Origin of the sequence: Micromonospora sp. NPDC005194 (genome assembly GCF_040608335.1) — a bacterium.
Lineage (GTDB): Bacteria > Actinomycetota > Actinomycetes > Mycobacteriales > Micromonosporaceae > Micromonospora.
In genome coordinates this window covers 1-18,498 of record NZ_JBEXIA010000016.1, presented here as the reverse complement: position 1 = coordinate 18,498, position 18,498 = coordinate 1, and the positions used below count along the sequence as shown (strand labels likewise).

Genomic DNA, 18,498 nt, shown 5'->3' with positions numbered 1-18,498 from the left:
GCGGGACCGCACGTCGGGTCAGTCGGAGGCCTCGTTGATGAGGTGGCGCAGGTCGTCGGCGCCGTCGCTCTCCGCCCGGTAGCGGATGGCCGGCTTCATCCTGCCGGCGGCGACCGCGAGCGGCCACCGCCGGCGCGGTTGTGGCGTCAGAGTCGGGAGGTGAAGGTGGCCAGGAAGCGGTGCGGGGTGACGACGCCGGCGTTGTCGAAGCAGATCACGTCGACGTCGGCGTTGGTGGTGTACGTCCACGGTTGGGTGAGGTGGCAGTAGTTGCTGCCCGCGCCCTGCGCCACCACCTGGACGTGGGTCTCCTTGAGCCCGATCTGCGGGAAGGTCGCCAGGTAGCGGCCGGCCGGCACCAGCGGCGCCACCGTGTTCGCCCCGACGCCGAGCACCGAGTTGTCGTTGGTCGGCCCACCGACGGCGGTGCCCAGGTAACCGAAGTACGACGGCGGCGCGAGGGAGCCGATCACCGGCCGCCGGCGGTGGTACGACAGGGCGAAGTCGGTGTTGACGAACGCGCCGGCCTGGTCGTAGCAGAAGACGTACACCTGCACGTCGCTACCGACCGCGGCCCAGGAGTAGACCTTGCACCGGCGGGGGCCGGCGTTCGGCTGTACGGCGGTGACCTGCACGTCGCCGGCGAGCACCCCGGCCAGCCCGACCCCGGGCAGCCGCACCAGGTACTGCCCGACCCCCAGTGGCCCGACCGTGTTCACCACGCCCGTCGAGTTGTACGACTGCACCACGACGCCGCCGCCCCACTGCACGTACGCGTGGGAGGTGCCGGCCGGCAGTACGCCCGAACTGGTCGTCCAGAGCACGGTGAATGGGGTGTCCTCGCGCGTGCCGCCGGGCCTGTGGCACTGCACGTCGACGATCTCGTTGGCGCCGGACTGGAACCAGCGAACCACCTCGCAGTAGTGCCCGGTCCGGTTCACCGGGGTCACGTGCGGCACGCCCCGCGAGCTGGCGCCCACCTGGGGGAAGCGGACCTGGAACCGGCCGGGCGCGAGCTTGACGCCGTCCGCCCAGGCGGCCGGGAATGCGGTCTTCCAGCTACCCCACTGCCGGCTGGTGTCCAGCACGGTCCAGACCGGCACCGTGGGGTCCTGCACGTACGCGAACCCCCAGCGGTCGGCGGTGGCCGCGGCGGCCGGTGCCGCCGGCGTGAGTGCGCCGGCGGCCAGGACGGCGGCCAGCGCGGCGGTGACGAACGATCGGAGACGCATGTGTTCCTCCATTCGACGGGAACATGTCGGGGAGGAGTGTGCTCGTCGTGACGTAATGGTCACAGTCGGCTACCGCGCGCTCCGGTGTCGGTTGTCGGCCACCCGCAACCGGAGCCGATCGGTGTGGTGAACTGTGGACGGCCCCCTCGCCGGGGCGAGAGGGCCGTCCAGGAGTGCGCCGGCGGGGATCAGCCGCCGGCGAACGTCAGTTCCACTCCGCACTTGGCGTTCTGGTTCAGGCAGGACCTCACCAGGGCGCCCAGGTGGTCGGGCTCCCAGGCGTTCATGAAGTCGCCGTGCATCGAGGACGGCTTGCCGGAGGAGAGACTGAGACCGTCCCCGCCCAGCGACTCGTAGTTGACCATGAAGGAGAGATCGGGCACCGCCACCGGGTACCTGCCGGTGCAGACACCGTTCACGGGGTCGCCCATGTGCGACTTGTGATCGGGCGAGTCGATGTTCCTGCCGTCCCAGCAGTCCTTGAACACCAGCTGGAAGATCAGGTTGCCGCCGGCGGCACAGACCGGCCAGTTGCCGTCTGCGCTGCGGCCGATCTCGGCGCTGCCCGCGCACCAGAACTGGTTACTGCCGCTGCTCTTCGGGGTCTCCACCTGCCGCTTGGCGTCGCCCTCGACGACCCGCAGGCCCGGCGGGAAGGGCTTGACGGTCGACGGGTCCTTGACCCGGGAGCCGTAGTAGACCCGGAAGCTCTTCATCGGTACGGGCTTGCCGTCCTTGCGCAACTCCGGGACCCAGTAGGCGCTCAGGTCACCAGGGGCGTTGCAGGTGGTCTTGGAGGAGAGCAGCTTGTCGGTCGTGGTGAAGGCGTCGACCTTGGGGCCGAAGAACGTGTGCTGGTGCGAGGCGCCCGACAGGCCGGGCAGGACGATGGGGTCGTCCGGGGCGGAGTTGGCGACCTCGCAGTCGGTGTGGAACTCGGGGACGCGGGTGGTGCCCGGCGGCACCGCCTTCGGCTTGATCGCGTTGAAGGCGGCCAACTCCTTGCTCCACGCGGCCTGGTCGACCGGCACCCAGCCGGCCGCCGGCGGGGTGGTCGGCGTGCCGGGAGCGGTCGGCGTCCCCGGCGTCGGCGTCGCCGGGCCGGAACTCGGCGTGGGGGACGCGCTCGGCGTCGTGCCCGTCGCGGGGCCGAACGTGAACCAGTTCAGGTTCACGAAGTCCGAGCGGGAGGCGCTCTTCATGACGGCGAAGACGGTCTGTGGGCCGGTCGGCACGCCGGACGCCCTGGCCGTGGCGGTCGTCCACTTCTGCCAGCCGCCGGTGTGGGCGACCGGGAAACTGGCCAGCAGCGCGCCGGTCTGCGTGCCGAGGCGCAGTTCGACGGCCCCGCCGTCGGTGTTGTGCGCGGCGACCCGGGCCGTCAGCTCCGCGCCGGTTATCGAGACGCCGTCGTACCGCAGCCAGTCGCCGTTGGCGAGCCAGCCGACGTTCCTGCCGCCGTCGGCGTCGCCGGTGCTCTCGGTCTGCGCACCGGACTGCGCCGCGAAGGCTTCCGCCTGGACCCGGCCGGGCACGGCGACCTCCTCGGCCTGGGCGCCGGCGAGGTAGATGCCACTGCCGCCCAACGCGGCGACGACCGCGCAGGCGAGCGTGACGCGGGCGAGTCGACGGCGCTTTCGCGCCTGGTCTGGCGGTGCGACATGCGCGGGGGGAGTCCGCATTACCAGTGGTTTCCTTCGAGTCGGCGATAACGCTCCTGTCGGGTGAAGTATGTGCACGTCCAGAGCCTGCATCAACGTGCGGAAAAAGAATTAAGGAGGGCTGCGGGCAGGTCTCCTGGTAGCCGTCGTCCCGGCTTCGGATAACAGTTTTTCGCCCACGCAGCCTTAATTTTGTTTTAACTCCTTGAAGGCGACCCGGCCCTGCTGATTACGGATTTCGCGGTAACGAATCGTCTTTCGATCGGATACTGGAGGGCATGTCGTCCAGCCCTGGCGCTCCTCGGCTCGCGCGCCGGCCGGGGCGGCTGGTCGCCTTCAGCGACGGTGTCTTCGCCATCGCCGTCACGCTTCTCGTGCTGGAGATCCAACCGCCGAAGGACTTCGGGCGGCTCCTGCCGGGCCTCGGGGCATTGTGGCCGTCGTACCTGGGGTACGCGCTGAGCTTCCTGCTCGTCGGGCAGGTGTGGGTCAATCATCACGTCATGTTCGACCGGGTCCGGCACGTCGACCGTCCGGTCCTGTTCCTCAACACGCTGCTCCTGATGGTCATCGCGTTCCTGCCGTTCTCCACGTCGCTGCTCGCCGCCGCGCTCCGCGCGGAGCAGGGGCTGCGGACGGCGGTCGTCGTCTACGGCACGACACTGTGGTTGGCAGCGGCCCTGTTCAACGTCATCTGGGTCCATCTTCGCCGGGCGAGACTCCTGGACCCCAGTCTCGGCCCCTTCGGCGTCCGGGCCATCGGCCGCCGATTCGCACTCGCGCTGGTCTGGATCGGCGGCGGCATCCTCGTCGGCGCGTTCGTGCCGATCGCGGGCGTCGCCATCATCGCGGCCTTCCTGCCCGCCTACTACCTGCCCATCCGCGGCGAGTACGGCGAGGACGACAAGACCACCGACCGCCCCGGCTGAGCCGGACCGGGTGGCCCGGAGACCGGCTCGGCGTACATCGGCGACGAGGCCGTCGAAATATTGTGGGTGCGGCTGTCGATCGGGACCGGCTCTCTTCGTAGCCATGGTGAGAGCCCGGAATCGAGACGGGCCACACCCCGCTGGAGGGCACGATGACCACCACCGCGCAGACCACCCGCACCACCACGTCGGCCTTCCGCGCGCTGATCGGGGCCGGCGTGATCGCCACGGTCGCCGCGAGCGCCGCCACCATGGCCGTCGCCGCCGTCGGCCACGCGGCCGGAATCAGCCTCGACATGAGCGGCGCTTCGATTCCGGTCACGGGGTTCGGCGTGCTGACCGCCGTCTTCTCGTCGATCGGCGTGCTCCTCGCCGTGCTGCTGTCCCGCTTCGCGCGGCGTCCGCGGCGCGCGTTCGTCCGTACGACTGTGGTGCTGACGGTCCTGTCCCTGGTGCCGGACGTGCTCGCCGACGCCGGGACGGCCACCAAGGCGCTGCTGATGCTCACCCACCTGGTCGCGGCCGCGATCGTGATCCCGGCCGTCGCGCGCCGCCTGGCCGCCTGAGCTGTTCCACCCATCGTCGAGCTATCGGAGGATCATCATGAAGCAGTACCTGCTGTCCGTGCACTTCGTCGAGGGCGCGCCGACGCCGTCGGACGAGGAGATGGAGATCATGTTCCGGGAGACCGGGCGGATCAACGACGACATGCAGGCCGCGGGCGCCTGGGTCTTCGCCGGGGGGCTCGCGTCACCCGACAGCGCCACAGTCGTCCGGGTCGAGAACGGCGCCACCTCCATGAGCGACGGGCCGTTCGCCGAGACGAAGGAACACATCGTCGGATTCTGGGTGATCAAGTGCGCGGACCTGGACCAGGCATTGGCCTGGGCCGAGAGGTGCGCGGCGGCCTGCGGCGCGGTCGAGGTGCGCCCGTTCGACGATCTGTCCCAGGCCTGAGCGGGCAGCCGTCGCCCGACATGGACCTGGCGAGCGTCTACCGCGCGGAGTACGGCCGCTGCGTCGCCACCCTGGCCCGCCTCCTCGGTGACATCAACCTCGCCGAGGAGGCGGTCCAGGACGCCTTCACCACGGCGCTGCAGAAGTGGCAGACCCTGCCACCCAACCCCGGCGCCTGGATCGTGACGACCGCACGCAACCGGGCCATCGATCGGCTCCGCCGGGAGTCGACCCGCGAGGCCCGGCACGCCCAGGCCCTGCTGCTGCACCAACAGGACGAGCCCCAGGAGGTGGGACCGGTGAAGGACGACCAGCTACGACTCATCTTCATCTGCTGTCACCCGGCGCTCGCCCCGGACGCGCGGACGGCCCTCACGCTCCGCCTGCTCGGCGGTCTCGAGGTACCGGAGATCGCCCGGGCCTACCTGGTTCAGGAAACGACAATCGCGCAGCGGATCGTGCGCGCGAAGAAGAAGATCCGGGATGCCCGCATCCCGTACCGGGTACCCGCTGAACACGAGCTGCCGGACCGGCTGCCGCCCGTGCTCACCGTGCTCTACCTGATGTTCAACGAGGGCTACGCCTCCACCGCCGGGCCACTGATCAGAACGGACCTGTGCGCCGAGGCGATCCGGCTCGCCCGCGAGCTGGCCGCGTTGATGCCCGACGAACCCGAGGTCCTGGGCCTGCTCGCCCTGCTGCTGCTGACCGAGGCGCGCCGGCCGGCCCGGCTCGGCCCGACCGGCGAACTGGTGCTCCTCGCCGACCAGGACCGGTCACTGTGGAGCCGGGCACTCATCGCCGAGGGCCACGATCTGGTCCGGCGCTGCCTGCGGCGTAACCGGCCCGGCCCGTACCAGATCCAGGCCGCGATCGGCGCGGTGCACACCGATGGCGCGGCCACCGACTGGCCGCAGGTTCTGGCGCTGTACGACCAGCTCTTCTCGCTCGCGCCGACTCCCGTCGTCGCGCTCAACCGTGCCGTCGCGGTCGCCGAGGTGCACGGGCCGGCGGCGGCCCTCGCCGCGTTGGCGGACGTCGACCTCCCGGGCTACCACCGGCTGCCCGCCACCCGGGCCGAGCTGCTGGCCCGGCTCGGACGCGACTCCGAGGCCCGCGCCGCCTACGACCAGGCCATCGCGCTGACCAGCAACGAGACCGAGCGTGCCTTCCTGCGGACGCGTCGTACCGAACTCACCCACCCGAGGAGACCATCGTGACCGCCACCTACACCTTCGACGTCTTCACCAGCCTCGACGGCTTCGGCGCCAGCACTGGCAACTGGGGCGGCTACTGGGGTAAGCAGGGCCCGGAGCTGCTGGAGCGCCGACTCGCCACGTACGGCGAGGACCAGCGCATGGTCTTCGGCGGCGGCACCTACCGGGTGTTCGTGGGAATGCTGGCCGACAGCACCGAGGAGTCCGAGGTCCGGGACGCCTGGGTCACCCGCATGGTCAACCTTCCGGCGACGATCGTGTCGAACACGGTGCAGGGCCCCCTCGACTGGCCGGACGGGACCATCGTGCGCGGTGACGCCGTCGACGTCGTCGCCCGGCTCAAGGAGGAGTCCGAGGTGCCGTTGCGGTCACACGGCAGCCTCTCGATGAACCGGGCACTGCTGGCCGCCGGTCTGGTCGACTTCGTTCAGGTGACGCTCTTTCCGGTGCTCACCGGTCAGACCGGAACGGAGCCGATCTTCCACGGGATGGCCGACTACGACCTGGAGCTGATCGAGAGCCGGACGCTGGACTGCCGCTCCCAGGAACTCATCTACCGACCCACCCTGCACAGCTGAGTCGTCCCTGCCACCCGACGGTGGCGCGGTGCCGCCGGCCGTGCCTGGTGATCCCCGGCGGCGGCACCGGACACCCACCCGTGCCGGTCAGCAGCGCACCTCGGTCTCCTTCTGCGCCACGTCGGAGATCCCACCGAGGGCCCGGGTGCACACCGTCAGCGTGTTGGCGCCCAGCGACCAGACGTCCGGGCCGCTCGAGCACTGCAGGTCGCGAAGCGTGCTTCCGGTGACGATCGAGGTGCAGACCTGGTAGGAGCCGTGGCTGGCCCGGTACTGCTGCCACACGTACGTGTAGGCGTAGTTCTTGCCGCAGCCCTTGTACTGCTTGACCGAGGCGGCGGTCTGCCCGCCGACGGTGACGTACGCCGTCGCGCCGATCTGCACCGAGCTCGCGCAGCGCGGGTTCGTCTCGGCGTGGGCGGGGCCGGCGAACGCCAACGTCGCGGGCACAGCCAGCCCAGCGGCCGCGAGGATGCGTACGCCGCGTCGGGAAAGGCTCTTCATCGATGACCTCCTTCAAGGCACCGGGACCGTCGATCCCCGTGTCGTCGATGCACCACATTGATGGTCACCGTGGCCCGTTCGGTAGCCTCTGACACGCCTTGACAACGTCTGACGGAGTCGTCTGACATGGGGGACTGATGAAGGACCAGCGTGCCGCCGCGGAGTCGAGTCAGGACGGACGGGCCGCCGAGAGGTTCGCCGAGCAGTTGCGGACACTGCGCAGCGCCGCGGGAGACCCGTCGTTCCGCAAGATGGCGGGGCGGTCGGGTCGGATCTCGCACACGACCCTGCACGAGGCCGCCGCCGGGACCAGGTTTCCCTCGTGGGAGACCACGCGGGAGTTCGTCCGAGCCTGCGAGGCGGACGAGGCCCAGTGGCGGCGCCGATGGGAGGACGCGCAGCGCCCGGGGATGGCCCAGCCCAGCGGGGACGGTGACCTCGAGCCGGTCGTCGCCGCGTCCGCGCCGACGGAGCAGGGCGCGTTGCAGGTCGTGGAGTATCCGCGGGCCGCGGATGGCGTCGCGAGTACGCGGCGGCGTCGCCTGCCGTGGCTCAACGCCGCCGCGGTGGTGCTGGTGGTGGCGGTGGCCGCCGTCCTGGGCCTGATCGTTCGTGGCCGGTCGGGCCCCGACGGCTCCGGCACCCCGACCGCGTCACCGTCGTCGGTGGCGTCGCCGTCCACGACGGCGTTCTCGGACTCGCTGATTCCCGGGGACTCGAGCAGGTTCGTCGCCGACGTCACCATCCCCGACGGCACCCAGGTGAAGGTGAACACCCAGTTCGACAAGGTGTGGGCTCTCGCGAACGTGGGAAGGGTCGACTGGCACCACCGGTACCTGGCGCGTACGGAGCCCACCGCCGACGGTGACGGTTGCCAGACACCGAATCGGGTGCCGATCGGTGACACGCCGCCCGGTGAGCAGGTGATGATCCGTGTTCGGGTCACCGCGCCGAGCCGCCCCGGCAGGTGCTGGGTCAGTTGGAAGATGGTCGACGAGACCGGGCGGGAGTACTTCCCCACCCGGCGGCCGGTGTACTTCATGGTCACCGTGACCGCCTGACGAATCGCCCCGAGCGGCGTGCGGATGCGCACGCTCGATGTCAGGCGCGGGCTCGACCCAAGCTGACAACACCGCATTCATCGAGGTCGGTGACGGCCTGACGGATCTGACAGGACACCGGGGGTACCGAACAGCGGGGCACTTCTCGCAGGGTGATGTCGCACCGAGAACGACTCACCAGCTACGAGGAGGACCCATCTTGCGCCGTCCCTGGTTAACCGTCGGGCTCGCCGCGCTCTGCGTGGCCGTCGGCGTCCCGGCCCACGCGGCGGCATCCGGCGCCACAGCGCAGCCGACCGCCGCCACGGCCGCGCGGCCGGTCGTGGACATGGAGGCCACCGTCCTGGCCGCCCAGATCGACCCCCGCCGGGCCGACAACACACTGACTCCGGGTGCGAAGAACTCCGTGCTCGCCGTGGAGCAGGCGTTGCAGGCGCAGGGCCTGCTGAACGCGCAGTGGGTCGACGGCTACTTCGGCACGGTGACCGTCTCGGCGTACGCGGCGTACCAACGCTCACTCGGCTACACCGGGCTGGCCGCGAACGGGCTGCCCGGCACCACGTCGCTGACGAAGCTCGGGCTGAACCGCTACACCGTCGGCAACACGATCGGTCCGGGCGCGAAGGTCCAGCGCGACGGGTACGTCGTCAACGCCCGTACCCAGGCGATGCTGGCCGAGGCCCAGCGTCTGCTCGGTTACACCCTGGTGCTCGACCAGGGCTCGTACAACCCCGGGGGCGACCCCACCTCGGCCGGTACGCACGACGGCGGGGGTGTGGTGGACATCGCGGTCACCGGCATGACCGCGGCCCGGCGCACCGCCGTCGCCCGGGCCCTGCGCCAGGTCGGCTTCGCCGCCTGGGTCCGCAACCCGAACCAGGGCGACTGGCCATGGCACATCCACGCCACGGCGATCAACGACACGGACCTGTCCAGTCAGGCGCAGCACCAGGTCGGCGACTACTACCTCGGCATGAACGGCCTGGCCAACCAGGGACCGGACGACGGCCCCCAGATCCCGATCAAGACCTGGGAGCAGTACCAGCGCGGGCAGTGACCCGCACCCCCTCACCGTTCTGAAAGGACACCATGAACATCCGTAAGAGCCTCGCCGCCGCCGGCATCGCGCTGGCAGCGACCACCTCGATCCTCAGCGTCGCATCGCCCGCGTCGGCGGCGGCCCGAGACGGGGTCTGCGACAGCGGCGAATTCTGCTACTACTACAACAGCGACAACGCGGGATCGATCTCGGACTTCACCGGTTCGCTCGACGACTACGGCACCGAGCAGCCCTCGTGCTACGACTTCAAGGGCGCTGGCGCTGGCAAGGGCCTGTGCATCAAGAACGAGGCCGCCTCGGTCTGGAACCGCAGCACCAAGACCGTCCGCGTCTACTACAACAGCGGCTACGCCGGTTCTTACCAGGACTTCGCGGCCGGCGCGAAGGGCAACCTCAACGCCACGCTGAAGAACAACAACGCCTCGCACCAGTTCTCGCCGTCGACGCGCACGAACCTGTCGTACGCCCTGTACCAGGCCAGCGGCGGCACGGTCACGTGCGGCTTCGACGGTTACACCACCACGCCCGGCCGGCACGAGGGCATCGACATCGCCCGCAGCGTCGGCTCGGACGTGCGCGCCCTGGTCTCCGGAACGGTCATCTACGTCGCGCAGGGCAGCACCGGCAGCGGCGGCCTGTCCACGATCTCCGTCTACAACTCCTCGCTCAACAAGACGGTGATCTACCTGCACACCGCGCCCAGGTCCGGGGTGAGCGTGGGCGACGCCATCAGCAAGGGCGAGATCATCGCCGATGAGTCGTGGCACGGAGTGTCCTCCAGCTCGGGCGCGCACACCCACGTCGAGGTCCGGGCCGGCCGGCAGACCCACGCGGCCGTCAGCGTCGGCGACCCCACCCTGGACAACGCCGACCCGACCGCGTTCTGGAACTCCCAGGGCTACAACGAGAGGTAGGACGCCATGAATATCCGCAAGGGCCTCGCCGTCGTCGGCGCCGTCCTCGCCATGTCCACCTCCATCCTGAGTGTCGCCTCGCCGGCAGCGGCGGCCGAACGGGACGGAACCTGCGACAGCGGCGAGTTCTGCTACTACTACAACAGCAACCAGGCCGGCTCGGTCTCCGACTTCACCGACTCGCTGGACGACTACGGCACGACGCAGCCGACCTGCTACGACTTCAAGGGCGCGGGCGCCGGCAAGGGCCTGTGCGTGAAGAACAACGCGGCGTCGGTGTGGAACCGGACCGGCAAGACCGTGCGGGTCTACTTCAACAGCAACTTCGCCGGCGCCACCCAGGACTTCGCATCCGGGGCGAAGGGCAACCTCAACGCCACGCTGAAGAACAACAACGCCTCGCACGAGCTGTTGAGCGGACCGACGGGCTGTAGCACCGACGGCACCAACAGCAAGCTGCCGAGCACCATCCTCGTCTACCGGGTCAGTCTCGGACGAGTCGATCGGATCGACTTCAAGACGTACGTCAAGAACGTCCTCCCGAACGAGTGGGTGACGAGCTGGCCGGCCGCCTCGCTGGATGCCGGTGCGATGGCCGTGAAGAGCTATGGCTGGTACTGGGCGCTGCACTCGACCCGGAAGACGTCCGGCGGCCAGTGCTACGACGTTCGGGACGACACCGGCGACCAGGTCTACCGGCCGTCGTCGGCGCAGACGTCGACGTCGGCGGCGGTGGACCGGACCTGGTCGACCCGGATGACCCGGAGCGGCAACATCCTGCGGGCGCACTACTGTGCGACCACCACCGCGTGCGGTGGCTGGGTGGACGGGGACTGGCTGTCGCAGTACGGCTCGCGTGACCTCGCCAACTCGGGCAGCAGCTACCAGACGATCCTGCGTTACTACTACCGCGACGTGGTCATCTCCTGACGTCACGCGTCGACCGTGCCGCCCGCCGCACCTCCGCGGCGGGCGGCACGCGCGTGGGGAGCCCGGCGCGGCCGGGTCGGCCGCCGGGCCGACAGGACGCGTCCGCGCCGGTCGTACGGCGACGGGTGGCAGACTCGTCGGCGTGAACGACATGGCCGCATCGACGGTGGACGGCGAGCTGGAGAGCGTCAGTCTGGTGGACCTCGCCGTCTCCCGGCTGACCCGGGAGATCCTCAGCGGCAAGAGCGACCCGGGTGAACGCCTCGTCGAGGAGCAGTTGACCCGCCGGCTGGGGATCAGCCGGGCTCCGCTGCGGGAGGCGCTGCGGTTGCTGGCCCAGCAGGGCCTGGTCGAGCACGTGCCCCGGCGCGGAGTCCGGGTGGCCACCCTGTCCGACCGCGACGTGCGGGAGCTGTACGAGCTGCGGGACGTGCTGGAACGATTCTCGGTGCGAGCGGGGATCCCGGTCGGCCGGGAGAGCGACCTGGCGGGGTTGCGGGCGACGCTGGACCAGATGCGGGAGGCGACCCGGGCCGGCGACCGGATGACTGTCGCGGAGTCGCACCGGGCGTTCCACGTCGCGCTGGTGGCGCTCGCCGGCAACCGTCAACTCTCCGCCGTGTACGGCTCGATCCTGGTGAAGTTGCAGCTCTACATGGCGATCAACCTGCGCCGCGAGGCGGAGGTGGCGCAGCCGCTGGACGGGGTCCACCGGCACGAGCGGCTGTTCGAGGCGGTCGTCGGGGGAGACCCCGAGGAGGTTCTCGCCGTGCTCTCCGCGCACGGGGCGCGCTCGTACCTCGACTAGGTCCCCGGCCGGGGTATGCGTGCCGTCATGTCCTCGTTACAGAGCGCGTGATTCGCTGTAACAAAACGGTCGACAATCGACAGTATGCCAGAACGAGTGGAGTCCATCTCGGAGCTTCGGACGGCGTACCGCGAGGGTGGCCGGACCCCCGTCGACCAGGCCGAGCGCATCCTGGACGGCCTGGCCGGGCGCGACGGCGAGCCGGTCTGGATCAGCACCGTCCCGGCCGACCGCCTGCGCGAACGGGCCGAGTCGCTGACCCGCCACGGTGATCCGGCACTGCCGCTGTACGGGATCCCGTTCGCGGTCAAGGACAACATCGACGTGGCCGGCATGGTCACCACGGCGGGCTGCCCCGACTTCGGATACCTGGCCGCCGAGGACGCTCCGGTGGTGCGCCGACTGCTCGACGGCGGCGCGCTGCTCGTCGGCAAGACCAACCTGGACCAGTTCGCCACCGGCCTCACGGGGGCCCGCTCGCCGTACGGCAGTTGCCAGAGCGTCTTCGGCGGCGGCCTCATCTCCGGCGGCTCCAGCTCCGGCTCCGCTGTCGCGGTCGCCGCGGGCCAGGTCAGCTTCGCCCTGGGTACGGACACCGCCGGCTCCGGCCGGGTGCCCGCGGCGCTCAACGGGATCGTCGGCCTCAAGCCCACCCGGGGTCTGCTCAGCACGGCCGGCGTGGTGCCGGCCTGCCGTTCGCTGGACTGCGTGTCGGTCTTCGCCCCTGACGTGGCCGGCGCCCTCGACGTGCTGCACGCGGCCCGTGCCGTCACCTCGGCCGACCCGTGGGGACGTCCGTTGCCGGCCGAGCGGGTGGTTCCCCGCATGCCGGGGACCCTACGCCTCGGGGTGCCGCGGGCAGAAGACCTCGAATTCTTCGGCGACACCGGGCAGGAGGCCCGGTTCGCCGCCGGCGTGCAACTGCTGCGTACCCTCGTCGGGTCCCCGCGGTCGGTGCCGCTCGGCCCCTTCTTCGCGGCGGGGGACCTGCTCTACCAGGGGCCCTGGGTGGCCGAGCGGCTCGTCGCGCTGGGCGGTTTCCTGCGGTCGCACCCGGAGTCGGTCCTCGCGGTCACCCGGGCCGTGCTGGAGACCGGGTGGCGCTACGACGCGATCGACGCCTTCCGGGGCCAGCACCGGCTGCGCGAGCTGCGCGCGCAGGTCGACCAGCTCTGGCAGGACGTCGACGTGCTGGTCGTGCCCACCGTCGGCACCACGTTCACGCTCGACGAGATCGCCGAGGACCCGATCGGGCGCAACGCCATGCTCGGCCGCTACACCCAGTTCGCCAACCTGCTCGACCTGGCCGCCGTGACCGTACCCAACGGGTTCACCGCCGCCGGCCGGCCGGCGAGCCTGACCCTGCTCGGCCCGGCGTTCAGCGACACCACCCTGGCCCGGCTGGCCGCCACCCTCACCACGGGCGGCGCAACCGGTCCGGAGGTCGAGCCCGGCCCGCCGCCGATCGAGGTGCCGGCCCAGCGCCGGGCGGACGTGCTGATCGCCGTGGTCGGCCGGCACCTGGCCGGCGAGTCCCGCAACGGCGAGCTGCTCGGGCACGGCGCGGTCCTCGCCGGCACCGCCCGCACCGCGCCGCTCTACCGGCTCTACCGCATGGACACGTCCGACGGCGAGGGACTGCCCGGTCTGGTCCGGATCGCCCCGGACGGGCCGTCGGGCCATCCCATCGAGGTCGAGCTGTGGCGGTTGCCCAGCGCCGCGGTCGGTGGGCTGCTGACCGGCGTGCCCGCACCCCTCTCGCTCGGGTGGGTCCGCCTGCACGACGGGCGGGACGTGCTCGGTTTCCTCTGCGAAGCGTATGCCGCGGGCCCGCCGGCCGAGGACATCAGCGCCAGCGGTGGGTGGCGGGCCTACCGCCGTTCCGCCGTCCGGCGCTGACGCGGGCGGCACCAGCGATCACGACAGGAGGCGAGAGGATGGGCAGCATCGGACCGGTACCGGCCAACCCCTACCCGTGGCCGTACGACGGCGCGGCCGACACCGCGCGTACCGCAGTGCTCTGCATCGACTGGCAGACCGACTTCTGCGGGCCGGGCGGCTACGTCGACGCGATGGGTTACGACATCGGCCTCACCCGGGCCGGCCTGCCGGCCACCGCCCGGCTGCTGGAGCACGCCCGATCGCTCGGGATTTTCGTCGTGCACACCCGGGAGGGGCACGACCCGCAACTGTCCGACCTGCCGGCGAACAAGCGGTGGCGCTCGGCGCGCATCGGCGCCGAGATCGGGGCGGCCGGCCCGGCCGGCCGGATCCTGGTCCGGGGCGAGCCCGGCTGGGAGATCGTGCCCGAGGTCGCCCCGGTGGCCGGTGAGGTGATCATCGACAAGCCGGGCAAGGGCGCCTTCTACGCCACCAACCTCGACCTGGTGCTCCGCACCAGGGGCATCACCCACCTGATCCTCACCGGCATCACCACCGACGTCTGCGTGCACACCACCATGCGCGAGGCGAACGACCGGGGTTACGAGTGCCTGATCCTCTCCGACTGCACCGGCGCCACCGACAAGGCCAACCACGACGCCGCGCTGCACATGGTGACCATGCAGGGCGGCGTCTTCGGCTGCGTCACCACATCCGAGGACGTCATCGCCGCCACGGCGAAGTGAGGTGCGCCCATGTTGACCATCGCCGCACGACCCGGCCCGTACTCCTTCGACCTCCCGAGCACCGCGCTGCTCGTCATCGACATGCAGCGCGACTTCCTGGAGCCCGGCGGCTTCGGTGCGAGCCTGGGCAACGACGTCAGCCAGTTACGCACGACGATCGCGCCGCTCGCGGCGCTGCTGGCCGACGCCCGTGCCGTCGGCCTGACCGTCGTGCACACCCGCGAGGGGCACCTGCCCGACCTGTCCGACTGCCCGCCCGCCAAGCTCCACCGGGGCGCGCCGAGCAAGCGGATCGGTGACCCCGGCCCCAAGGGCCGGATCCTGATCCGCGGCGAGTACGGCCACGACATCATCGACGAGTTGGCGCCGCTGCCCGGCGAGCCGGTCATCGACAAGCCCGGCAAGGGCGCCTTCCACGCCACCGATCTGGACGCCCTGCTCGCCGAGCGGGGCATCCGCAGCCTCCTGGTCACCGGGGTCACCACCGAGGTGTGCGTGCACACCAGCGTCCGGGAGGCCAACGACCGCGGGTACGAGTGCCTCGTGCTCGCCGACTGTGTCGGGTCCTACTTCCCCGAGTTCCAGCGGGTCGGGCTCGACATGATCGCCGCCCAGGGCGGGATCTTCGGGTGGGTCGCCGACTCGGCGCAGGTACGCGCCGCGCTGCCCACCACGTCCGCGTTGCAGCCCTCTTCCTGACCGGGAGCAGCCATGGTCCCCACGAAGCCCACAGTCGTCCCGCTCCCGTACTGGGTGCGCGGCGACACCAACGCGTTCTTCGGTTTCGGCGTCAACGTCCTGGTCAACGTGCTCACTCTGACCGGGCTCTGCATCGCCGTGGTGAACCTTCCCGAGGGGGAAGTGTTCGGCACCATCCTGCCGGCGCTCGGCATCGCCCTGGTCGCGGGCAACGTCTACTACACCTTCCTGGCCCGCCGCCTCGCCCGCCGGGAGAACCGTGCCGACGTGACGGCCCTGCCGTACGGGCCGAGCGTGCCGCACATGTTCATCGTCATCTTCGTCATCATGCTCCCGATCTACCTGCGCACCCAGGATCCGGTGCGGGCCTGGGAGGCCGGGCTGGCGTGGGCCTTCATCATCGGCGTGATCGTGCTGATCGGCGCGTTCGTCGGGCCCTACATCCGCCGGTACGCGCCCCGGGCCGCGCTGCTCGGCACCCTCGCGGGGATCTCGATCACCTTCATCTCGATGAACCCGGCTGGGCAGATGTGGCGCATGGCCTGGGTCGCCCTGCCGGTCTTCGCGTTGCTGCTGATCGGTCTGCTCACCGACGTGAAGCTGCCGTTCAACTTCCCGATCGGGCTCGCGGCGCTGCTCGTGGGCACCGCGATCGGCTGGGCCGGCGGGGCGATGTCGGTGCCCGACGTCACGGCGGCCGCGCGGGACATCGCGGTCGCCGTACCCTCGCTCAAGCTGGACCTGCTGGTCACCGGGCTGGCCGACATGGCGCCGTTGCTGGCGACGGCGATTCCGCTCGGCGTCTACAACTTCACCGAGGGCATGACCAACGTGGAGAGCGCGGCGACCGCCGGGGACAACTACAACCTGCGCAGTGTGCTGCTGGCCGACGGCGCGGGCGCGGTGATCGGTGCGGCGCTCGGGTCGCCGTTCCCGCCCGCCGTCTACGTCGGCCACCCGGGCTGGAAGGCGGCGGGTGGACGCAGCGGCTACTCGATGGCGACCGGCGTGGTGATCGCGGTGCTCTGCTTCCTCGGCATGTTCGGGCTGCTCGCGGCGATCTTCCCGACGGCGGCCATCGTGCCGATCCTGCTCTACATCGGTCTGCTGATCGGGGCGCAGGCGTTCCAGGCGACCCCACGGGCGCACGCCGCGGCCGTGGTCGCCGCGCTGATTCCCAACATCGCCGCCTGGGCGACCGGGCAGATCGACAACGCCTTGGCGGCGGCCGGCACCAGCGCCGCCGCGGTCGGCGACGACGCGCTCAACGGCGCCGGCGTGGTGTACGACGGGCTGCTGGTGCTCGGCCGGGGAGCCATCCTCGCCGGCCTGGTGCTCGGCGCGGTGGTGGTCTTCATCATCGACAAGCGGTTCGTCCGGGCGGCGATCTTCGCCGGCGCCGGCGCGGTGCTCTCGTTCATCGGGCTGATCCACGGCGAACGGATCGAGTGGAACGCCAACGGACAGGTGGCGCTCGGCTACCTCTTCGTCGCGGCGATCTGCGTGATCGTCGCGCTCGGTCGGCCCACACCGCGCGATCCCGACCCGGAGGAGGCCGAGCTGGACCGGCCGCCCAATCCGGCCGCGTCCACCAGCCCCGCCGCCGATCGAGCGGAAGACGAGCAGAAGACGTCGGCCCTGAGCGGCTGAGCCGGCCGGCCCGGTGGGGATGCCGACGGGCCGGCCAAGTGCCGACGCTTTCCCACCGGGCCGGCCAGGTGCCGACCCGACGGATCGAGAGGACGTACCGCGTGGAGATCGATCGGACGGACGTGGTCGCCGAGGTGGCGGCGGCCTTCGCCGGCTACGAGCGGGCGCTGGTCGACGGCGACGCCGAGGGGATCTGCGGGTACTTCTGGGACTCCGACCGGACCGTGCGGTTCGGCCTCGCCGACCACCAGTACGGGTTGGACGAGCAGCGCAAGTGGCGGGCCGCGCAGCCACCGCTGCCGGCCGGCCGCCGGCTGGTCGACCCGATGATCAGCACGTTCGGCGCGGACCTCGCGGTCGTGACGACCCGCTTCGGGTACGCCGGCGCCGCCGCCACCGGGCGGCAGACCCAGACCTGGGTACGCCTGCCCGTCGGCTGGCGGATCGTCACCGCCCACGTCTCCGAACCGGCCGAGGACCCCGGCTGAATGGACCCGACGGCTCGTCGGCTTCGAATGAGGGCTCGACGAAGCACCCCGTCCGGCATGGACGGGGTGCTTCGTCGGTTCAGCCGACGTCGGTGTCGGGCACCGGTCGGGCCTCGTCCGCGTTCGACGCCGGGGCGGCCACCTCGATCCGGGGCGACCGGTCCGGCGGAAGATGAGCGCGGTCGGCGATCACGACCACGTCCACCTCCCCGTCGATCATCTTCTGTTCGACGGCCTCCCACGGGGCCCGCATGATCCCGTTCAGTCGGTAGTCATGCTGGCGGAGGTGGGTCAGACACGTCGCGATGGCGTGCTCCGACGGCTCGATGTCGGCGGGTACCCAGATAACGGCTAGTTCCATGATCTCTCCTGATCAACGTCGTGGACGCGGGTGGAAGATCAGGAGCTGCCGTGGCGGTGGGGGACCCCGCTCCACGGGCCGACCGGCCGCGTGGCTGTCGAAGGGGAGGACGGCACGCCCCCGGTGCAGCGGTGCGATGGACGGCGGCCCGCCGGTCGCCGACGCCTTCTGGTCGAGCCCACTGGCGCCGGCGCCGGCGGGTGCGGACACGAATGCCGGCACCAGCGCCGGTTGCCCCGGGAGGGGCCCGACGGGAGGGGGCGGTGCCGATAGCGGTTGCGCGGTCCTCGTCGCCAGCGTTCGAGCCGGCGCGCCGCCGTTGACGATGCGGGGGAGGCTGGCCCGGGACGCCATCGCTGTCACGTGGGTCGGCGGCGGTGGCGACGGTGGCGCGGTGGTGCGTGCGGCCGGCGCGGCCGCCGCCGACGGAACGCGCGCGGCCGGCGGCGGGGACGACTGTCGCGCACGGGGTGGTCGGGTTGCCGCGGCGATCGACGGTACGACCGACAGCGCAGCGGTGACGGTCGGCAGGGGCAGGGGGACGGCCGTCGGCGCGGGCCGGGGGACGGCTGTCGGCACGGGCCGGGGGAGGGCCGTGGGCACGGGTCGGGGGAGGGCTGTCGGCACGGGCCGGGGGAGGGCCGTGGGCACGGGTCGGGGGAGGGCTGTCGGCAGGGGCAGGCCGACGTCCAGCGGCGTCTCGACCACGTCGTGCGGCAGCGCCCCGACGATCCCCGGTGCGGTGGCGTCCTCCGCCGGCGCGCGGGTGGTCGGCGACGGTGACGGCAACGGGGCGGCGTGCGCGGGCTTGGCGCCCAGGGC

At 71.3% G+C, this 18,498-nt stretch carries 19 protein-coding genes and 1 pseudogene; 15 read left to right on the top strand and 5 right to left on the bottom strand.

The genetic code is table 11. The features are described 5' to 3' along the window. Positions 1–146 precede the first annotated feature (146 nt). Both ABZU53_RS16110 and ABZU53_RS16105 read right to left on the bottom strand, forming a co-directional pair. Positions 147–1,232 (bottom strand): hypothetical protein, encoded by a 1,086-nt coding sequence (locus ABZU53_RS16110; protein ID WP_355066542.1) that lies wholly within the window; start codon positions 1,230–1,232, stop codon positions 147–149. Positions 1,233–1,420: 188 nt separating this feature from the next. Further along, the gene (locus ABZU53_RS16105; protein WP_355066541.1) at positions 1,421–2,914 is read right to left on the bottom strand and encodes a DUF1996 domain-containing protein; all 1,494 of its coding nucleotides are present in this window, start codon (positions 2,912–2,914) and stop codon (positions 1,421–1,423) included. Between the two features lie 257 nt (positions 2,915–3,171). Between ABZU53_RS16105 and ABZU53_RS16100 the strand changes: the two genes are divergently transcribed. The 5 genes from ABZU53_RS16100 to ABZU53_RS16080 all read left to right on the top strand — a co-directional run bounded on the left by ABZU53_RS16100 (position 3,172) and on the right by ABZU53_RS16080 (position 6,574). After that, entirely contained in the window at positions 3,172–3,822 is a 651-nt protein-coding gene (locus ABZU53_RS16100; protein WP_354855502.1) for a TMEM175 family protein, read from the top strand. Between the two features lie 152 nt (positions 3,823–3,974). After that, positions 3,975–4,388 carry a DUF6069 family protein gene (locus tag ABZU53_RS16095; RefSeq protein WP_355066540.1) on the top strand — a complete coding sequence of 138 codons (414 nt, stop codon included), beginning with the start codon at positions 3,975–3,977 and terminating at the stop codon, positions 4,386–4,388. Positions 4,389–4,425: 37 nt separating this feature from the next. Continuing rightward, positions 4,426–4,779 carry a YciI family protein gene (locus ABZU53_RS16090; protein WP_355066539.1) on the top strand — a complete coding sequence of 118 codons (354 nt, stop codon included), beginning with the start codon at positions 4,426–4,428 and terminating at the stop codon, positions 4,777–4,779. 20 nt (positions 4,780–4,799) lie between these two features. Further along, complete coding sequence (locus ABZU53_RS16085) at positions 4,800–5,999, top strand: RNA polymerase sigma factor (RefSeq protein ID WP_354855499.1); 1,200 nt, start codon at positions 4,800–4,802, stop codon at positions 5,997–5,999. Beyond that, positions 5,996–6,574, top strand: coding sequence for a dihydrofolate reductase family protein (locus tag ABZU53_RS16080; RefSeq protein ID WP_355066538.1), 579 nt, complete (start codon positions 5,996–5,998; stop codon positions 6,572–6,574). Before ABZU53_RS16085 ends, ABZU53_RS16080 begins: the two co-directional genes overlap by 4 nt. 87 nt (positions 6,575–6,661) lie before the next feature. Here the strand turns inward: ABZU53_RS16080 and ABZU53_RS16075 are convergent, their stop codons facing one another. Continuing rightward, on the bottom strand, positions 6,662–7,078 hold the full coding sequence (locus tag ABZU53_RS16075; protein ID WP_355066537.1) for a hypothetical protein: 417 nt from the start codon (positions 7,076–7,078) through the stop codon (positions 6,662–6,664). Between the two features lie 137 nt (positions 7,079–7,215). On the opposite strand from ABZU53_RS16075, the gene ABZU53_RS16070 reads away from it, so the two are divergent. The 10 genes from ABZU53_RS16070 (at position 7,216) to ABZU53_RS16025 (ending at position 17,315) form a co-directional block, all read left to right on the top strand. Continuing rightward, positions 7,216–8,139, top strand: coding sequence for an NBR1-Ig-like domain-containing protein (locus tag ABZU53_RS16070; protein ID WP_355066536.1), 924 nt, complete (start codon positions 7,216–7,218; stop codon positions 8,137–8,139). Positions 8,140–8,338: 199 nt separating this feature from the next. Beyond that, on the top strand, positions 8,339–9,196 hold the full coding sequence (locus tag ABZU53_RS16065) for a peptidoglycan-binding domain-containing protein (RefSeq protein ID WP_355066535.1): 858 nt from the start codon (positions 8,339–8,341) through the stop codon (positions 9,194–9,196). Positions 9,197–9,228: 32 nt separating this feature from the next. Continuing rightward, the gene (locus tag ABZU53_RS16060) at positions 9,229–10,113 is read left to right on the top strand and encodes a peptidase inhibitor family I36 protein (RefSeq protein WP_355066534.1); all 885 of its coding nucleotides are present in this window, start codon (positions 9,229–9,231) and stop codon (positions 10,111–10,113) included. 6 nt (positions 10,114–10,119) lie between these two features. Further along, positions 10,120–11,043 carry a peptidase inhibitor family I36 protein gene (locus ABZU53_RS16055; RefSeq protein ID WP_355066533.1) on the top strand — a complete coding sequence of 308 codons (924 nt, stop codon included), beginning with the start codon at positions 10,120–10,122 and terminating at the stop codon, positions 11,041–11,043. 151 nt (positions 11,044–11,194) lie between these two features. Further along, positions 11,195–11,851, top strand: a complete 657-nt coding sequence (locus ABZU53_RS16050) for a GntR family transcriptional regulator (protein WP_355066601.1) — start codon at positions 11,195–11,197, stop codon at positions 11,849–11,851. 84 nt (positions 11,852–11,935) lie between these two features. Continuing rightward, entirely contained in the window at positions 11,936–13,750 is a 1,815-nt protein-coding gene (atzF, locus tag ABZU53_RS16045) for an allophanate hydrolase (protein WP_355066532.1), read from the top strand. Between the two features lie 38 nt (positions 13,751–13,788). Beyond that, entirely contained in the window at positions 13,789–14,478 is a 690-nt protein-coding gene (locus ABZU53_RS16040; RefSeq protein WP_355066531.1) for an isochorismatase family cysteine hydrolase, read from the top strand. A 9-nt stretch (positions 14,479–14,487) separates the two neighbouring features. After that, positions 14,488–15,177, top strand: coding sequence for a cysteine hydrolase (locus ABZU53_RS16035; RefSeq protein WP_355066530.1), 690 nt, complete (start codon positions 14,488–14,490; stop codon positions 15,175–15,177). Between the two features lie 12 nt (positions 15,178–15,189). Beyond that, complete coding sequence (locus ABZU53_RS16030; RefSeq protein ID WP_355066529.1) at positions 15,190–16,827, top strand: regulator; 1,638 nt, start codon at positions 15,190–15,192, stop codon at positions 16,825–16,827. A gap of 101 nt (positions 16,828–16,928) precedes the next feature. Next, on the top strand, positions 16,929–17,315 hold the full coding sequence (locus ABZU53_RS16025; RefSeq protein ID WP_355066528.1) for an AtzH-like domain-containing protein: 387 nt from the start codon (positions 16,929–16,931) through the stop codon (positions 17,313–17,315). Positions 17,316–17,394: 79 nt separating this feature from the next. Here the strand turns inward: ABZU53_RS16025 and ABZU53_RS16020 are convergent, their stop codons facing one another. Together ABZU53_RS16020 and ABZU53_RS16015 are read right to left on the bottom strand one after the other, a co-directional pair. Next, positions 17,395–17,676, bottom strand: coding sequence for a hypothetical protein (locus ABZU53_RS16020; RefSeq protein WP_355066527.1), 282 nt, complete (start codon positions 17,674–17,676; stop codon positions 17,395–17,397). A gap of 12 nt (positions 17,677–17,688) precedes the next feature. Further along, a pseudogene (locus ABZU53_RS16015) lies at positions 17,689–18,498 on the bottom strand (hypothetical protein); the annotation flags it as partial.